The organism is Leifsonia sp. 10L418 (assembly GCF_056395445.1).
This window is the reverse complement of the sequence record NZ_JBFTJN010000021.1, coordinates 1-386: the sequence shown is the minus strand read 5'-3', so window position 1 is coordinate 386 and position 386 is coordinate 1. Positions and strand designations below refer to the sequence as shown.

General features: G+C 46.9%; 1 protein-coding gene. It reads left to right on the top strand.

Going from position 1 to position 386, the window contains the following annotated elements:
- Positions 1-101: 101 nt before the first annotated feature.
- Positions 102-386, top strand: a 285-nt coding sequence (locus tag AC1DCF_RS19160; protein ID WP_477212366.1) for a hypothetical protein, incomplete at its 3' end; no start/stop codon positions are given.

Sequence of the window (386 nt, the reverse complement as noted above, 5' to 3'; positions counted from 1 at the left end):
ACACAAGTTTGAAACTGACAGAACAAATCATTACTGACTTGCTTTGTTGTTATAAATGTTTTCCAAAGGAATCTCCTACCGGCAGAACCGGTACGAGGTTTTTGGCATTTGACATTGTGCACGCTGTTGAGTTCTCAAGGATCGGACGCACCCAACTTCAGGCCGAAAACGGCTTTCGCTCTGGGGCAACTCGATTGAAACAATTTCGTTCATCCATTTCCGAAGAAACAAACAAACTCATCAAACAAAGAATGAAACGAACAAGTCCGTTTGTGTTTTGTTTGGGATTGGCCCCGCTTGAGGCCGCTCAGCTTGCCGCTGACCGAACCTTTGGGGTGACAAGAGATGACTATACGTGGGTTTTCGAGCACCCCGCAAACCGCACC